The sequence below is a fragment of the Nonomuraea sp. NPDC049709 genome, from assembly GCF_040674815.1.
Taxonomy (GTDB): Bacteria; Actinomycetota; Actinomycetes; order Streptosporangiales; family Streptosporangiaceae; genus Nonomuraea.
Window position 1 is genome coordinate 1 of record NZ_JBFANM010000185.1, and the last position, 4,454, is coordinate 4,454.

General features: G+C 73.0%; 5 protein-coding genes. 1 reads left to right on the forward strand and 4 read right to left on the reverse strand.

Going from position 1 to position 4,454, the window contains the following annotated elements:
• Positions 1-318: 318 nt before the first annotated feature.
• Complete coding sequence (locus AB0J69_RS61415; protein WP_364138578.1) at positions 319-1,281, forward strand: NAD(P)-dependent oxidoreductase; 963 nt, start codon at positions 319-321, stop codon at positions 1,279-1,281.
• Positions 1,282-1,361: 80 nt separating this feature from the next.
• Here the strand turns inward: AB0J69_RS61415 and AB0J69_RS61420 are convergent, their stop codons facing one another.
• From AB0J69_RS61420 to AB0J69_RS61435, 4 genes are all read right to left on the reverse strand, one after another.
• Complete coding sequence (locus tag AB0J69_RS61420; protein ID WP_364138580.1) at positions 1,362-2,324, reverse strand: UDP-glucuronic acid decarboxylase family protein; 963 nt, start codon at positions 2,322-2,324, stop codon at positions 1,362-1,364.
• Positions 2,321-3,208 carry a glycosyltransferase family 9 protein gene (locus tag AB0J69_RS61425; protein ID WP_364138583.1) on the reverse strand — a complete coding sequence of 296 codons (888 nt, stop codon included), beginning with the start codon at positions 3,206-3,208 and terminating at the stop codon, positions 2,321-2,323. The genes AB0J69_RS61420 and AB0J69_RS61425 overlap by 4 nt, the downstream gene beginning before the upstream one ends.
• On the reverse strand, positions 3,199-3,873 hold the full coding sequence (locus AB0J69_RS61430; protein ID WP_364138585.1) for an SDR family oxidoreductase: 675 nt from the start codon (positions 3,871-3,873) through the stop codon (positions 3,199-3,201). The genes AB0J69_RS61425 and AB0J69_RS61430 overlap by 10 nt, the downstream gene beginning before the upstream one ends.
• A partial coding sequence (locus AB0J69_RS61435) for an adenylyltransferase/cytidyltransferase family protein (RefSeq protein ID WP_364138587.1) occupies positions 3,870-4,454 on the reverse strand: 585 nt, incomplete at its 5' end. The genes AB0J69_RS61430 and AB0J69_RS61435, both read right to left, overlap by 4 nt.

Below are 4,454 nucleotides of genomic sequence, written 5' to 3' on the forward strand. Positions count from 1 at the left end.
CCGCCGTCCACCGCCCGCCGTCCACCGCCCGCCGCCCGCCGCGTGCCGCCCGCCGTCCACCGCCCGCCGCCCGCCGCGTGCCGCCCGCCGCGTGCCGCGTGCCGGTCTCCCTGGTCGGCCGCCTTATCGATCAACTCCCCGACCGCGAGATCGCCTTCAACGGCCTTTGCACGCGGGAACCGGAGGTCACCCTGCTCCCGCCGGTCCCTGCGGCCGTGGATGCGCCTGTGCGCACCCACCGCCGCCGTGGCTCCACTACCGATTCGCAGGCGTGCTAGCCTGATTATCAGTAACGCTGATGATCTGAAAGGCTGACCAATGATCCTGATCACAGGCGGGCTGGGCTTCATCGGCACGCACACCACCCGCGCCCTGCTCGACATGGGCGAGTCGTGCGTGCTCGTCCAGCGCCGCCCCGCAGAGGTGCCGGCGGCCTTCGCGGCCGAGGCCGGCGAGCGGCTCTTCGTCGAGCGGGCCGACCTCACCGACGAGCGGTCGCTGCTCGACATCGGCGACCGCCACAAGATCACCGGTATCGTGCACCTCGCCGGGTCCGTGCCGTGGCCGCCCGGCGTGTACGAGCCGCTCGAAGGGGCGGAGAAGTCGGTCAAGAGCCTGCTCAACGTGTTCCGGGCGGCCCGCGACTGGCAGGTGCGCCGGCTCGGGCTGGCCAGCACCATCGGCGTGTACGGCGGCGTCACCGCGGAGGGCGCGCTCGGCGAGGACCTGCCGCTGCCGATGACCGCGTACCACCCGATCCCCGCGTTCAAGAAGATCGGCGAGCTGATGGCCGGCCACCTGGCCGGCGCCATGGGCGTCGAGGCGGTCACCTACCGAATCGCCGCCATCTGGGGGCCGCTCGGGCACACCCCGTCGCCGTTCTTCGCCGCGCCCCAGCTCGTCCACGCCGCCGCCCGCGGCACCGAGCCCGACCTGTCCACCCTCCGCGCCGGCGGGCACACCGATGACGGCATCGACCTGTGCTACGTCAAGGACTGCGGCCGGGCCATCGCGTTGCTGCAGGTGGCGGAGCGGCTGCGGCACCGCACGTACAACGTGGCGTCCGGGCGCCTGACCACCAACGGCGAGGTGGTCGCGGCGATCAGGGAGCTCGTCCCGGATGCCCGCGCCGGCCTGCCCGAGGGCCGCGACCCGGCCGGGCGGGACACCTGGCTCGACATCACCCGGCTGCGCGAGGACACCGGCTTCGAGCCCGCCTACGACACCGGGCGCGCGGTGGCCGACTACCTCGCCTGGCTCCGCGCGGGCAACCAGCGCTGACCCAACAGCGCTGACCTGAACAACGCTGACTTAACAGCGCTGACGCGAACAGCGTTGACCCGTCAGGACCTGGGTGGCCGTCAGACCTCCAGCCGTTCGAGCTGCTTGATCGCGGCCAGTTCCATCGAGAACCAGTCGATCGTGCGCCGCAGCCCCTCGGCGGCCGGCACCTGGGCCCGCCAGCCGAGCCGCTCGGCCGCCAGCGACGTGTCCGGCCGCCTGACCTTGGGATCGTCGGCCGGGCGGTCGATGAACCTGATCTCCGACGACGACCCGGCCAGGTCCCGGATCAGGGTGGCCAGCTCCATCATGGTCAGCTCGTCGGGGTTGCCGATGTTGACCGGCCCGGCGAAGTCGCTGCGGGCCATGGCCAGGATGCCCGACACGGTGTCCTCGACGTAGCAGATCGAGCGCGTCTGGGAGCCGTCGCCGGTGATCGTGATCGGCTCGCCGGTCAGCGCCTGCCGGATGAACGTCGGGATCGCCCGGCCGTCGAACGGGCGCATGCGCGGGCCGTAGGTGTTGAAGATGCGCACGATCCCCGTGTCGGTCCCGCGCGACTGGCGGTAGGCGGTGGTCAGGGACTCGGCGAAGCGCTTGGCCTCGTCGTACACGCTGCGCGGGCCGACGGGGTTGACGTTGCCCCAGTACGTCTCGCGCTGCGGATGCTCCAGCGGGTCGCCGTACACCTCGCTGGTCGAGGCCAGGACGAACCGGGCGCCCTTCTCCCTGGCCAGCCCCAGCGCGTGCAGCGTGCCGACGCTGCCCACCCGCAGGGTCTCGATCGGATAGCGCAGATAGTCGGCCGGCGAGGCGGCCGAGGCGAAGTGCAGGACGAGGTCCAGCCGGTCAGGTACGTGCACGTATCCTGTCAGGTCGCACTCGATGAGCCGGAACTCCGGCCGTTCCAGCAGGTGCTCGACGTTGCGCGGCCCGCCGGTGAGGAAGCTGTCCATGCAGACCACGTCCGCACCCTCGTCCAGCAGGCGTTCGCAGAGATAGGAGCCGAGGAACCCGGCGCCCCCGGTGACCAGAGCCCTCATGATGTGACCTCCATGGCGGCGTCGACGACTTCGGAAACCTCGATCTTCAGCAGGCCGGGGTCGGGCCGCTCCCCGTGCGGGTCGCCGTTCTGCCCGGCCCACAGCGCCACGTGGCGCCAGCCCGGCGGCGGTCCCCACAACGCGGGGGAGACCGGCCCGAACAGCACCACCGACGGCACGCAGAACGCCGTCGCCAGGTGCGCCACGCCGGTGTCGCCGCAGACCACCAGCTTCGACCTGCTGACCAGGTCGACCAGGTCGGCCATGCGGGTCCGCCCGGCCAGCATCCGCTCGGGCGGCAGGCCCGCCAGCTCGGCGACCCTTCTGGCCAGCGGCACTTCGGACGTGGTGCCCGTGACGACCACGTCGTCCAGCGCGGCGGCCACCTCGGCGAAGCGCTCGGGCGGCCAGCGGCGCGCGGGATAGGCGGCGCCCGGATGCACGATCGCGGGCCCCGTACGGTCGGAGATGCCCAGCGTCAGGTCGGCCGGGTCGGCGGGCACGCCGTGCCATTCCAGCAGGCCGCACCAGCGGCGCACCTCGTGCACGCCGTCCTGCCACGGGGGGCCGGTGCCGAAGCTGATCAGCCGCCCCGGATCCGTACGGCGCAACGCCTCGATGCTCTGCGGCCCCTTCCCGTGCAGGTTCACCGCGATGTCCGGCCGCTCGAACGGCAGCGCGTCCGGCGGGATGGGCCCCGGGCCCGACACGTCCACCTGGGCGTCCACCGCGCCGGTCAGCGGCGGCAGGGCGTCCAGCGCCCGGGGCGCCGCCAGCGTGATCCGGTGCTTGGGGAAGCCCTGGCGCAGCGCCCGCAGGGCGGGCACGGCCGTGAGCAGGTCGCCCAGGCCGAGCCCGCGCAGCACCAGGAGTTCTAGGGCCATGACGTCTCCGTGGACGGGCAGACGACGAGTTCCCTCACCTCACATCCGGCAGGCTGCCGCAGCGCGAAGACGATCGCCTGGGCCACGTGCGCCGGATCGTTCAGCCCGGCCTCGGGTCCCGGTTTGTACTGTTCGGGACGGCCGTCGAAGAAGCTCGTCCGCATGCCGCCGGGGATCAGCAGGGTCACCCCCACCTCCCCGCGCAGCTCGATCGCCAGCCCCCGGGTGAAGCCGACGACGCCGAACTTCGAGGCCGAGTACGCCGAGGCGTCGCTGAGCGGCCGCAGCCCCAGCGTCGAGGCGCAGGTGACGACCTTGCCGCGGGTGTGCTTCAGGTACGGCAGCGCGGCCCGCACGACCGCGGCCGTGCCCAGCAGGTTCACCCGGATGACCCGCTCCCAGTCGTCGGCCGGGACGTCCTCCAGCCGCCCGCACGCGTCGATGCCCGCGGCCGTCACCACGCCGTCCAGGCCGCCGGCCCGCTCGGCCAGCTCGCGTACCGCGCGCTCGGCCTGCCCGCGGTCGGCCAGGTCCGCCGTCACGTGCTCGAAGCGCTGGTCGGGCTCCCGCACGTCGACGACCAGGGCCTTCCAGCCCTCCTTCTCCACGGCCTCAGCGGTGGCCAGGCCGAGCCCGGAGGCACCCCCGGTGATCAAAATATTCACTGGATCTCCCTGATCAGATTGGTTGTCGAACGCCCCGGCAGCGTGCTCAGCACGACGGTCTCCGCGCCGAGCCTGCCGAGGACCTCGGATTCGGGCAGCACTTCCCCCTCGTAGTCGCCGCCCTTCACCCACACGTCGGGGCGGAGCAGCTCGATGGCGGTCGCGGGGGTGTCCTCGTCGAACACCAGCACCGCGTCCACGCAGCTCAGCGCCCGCAGCACCTCGACGCGGTCGCGTACGTCCACGATGGGCCTCGGCGGGCCCTTCAGCCGGCGTACCGAGTCGTCGGAGTTGACGCAGACCACCAGCGCGTCGCCCAGCGCCCTGGCCCGCCGCAGCAGGCTCACATGGCCGGCGTGCAGCAGGTCGAAGCAGCCGCCGGTGGCGATCAGCCGGCCGCCGTACGCCCGGGTGAGCCGGGCCACCTCGATGGCGGTGCGCGGCCGGTCGCCGAGCCGTTGCTCCTGCACCTTCACGCCGGCGGCCCCGCCGCGCTCGACGAAGCGGGAGGCCTCGCCGACGCCGATCGTGACCGCCTCCTCGGTGTCGGCGCCGTCGCGCAGCGCCAGCGCCGCGGCGCC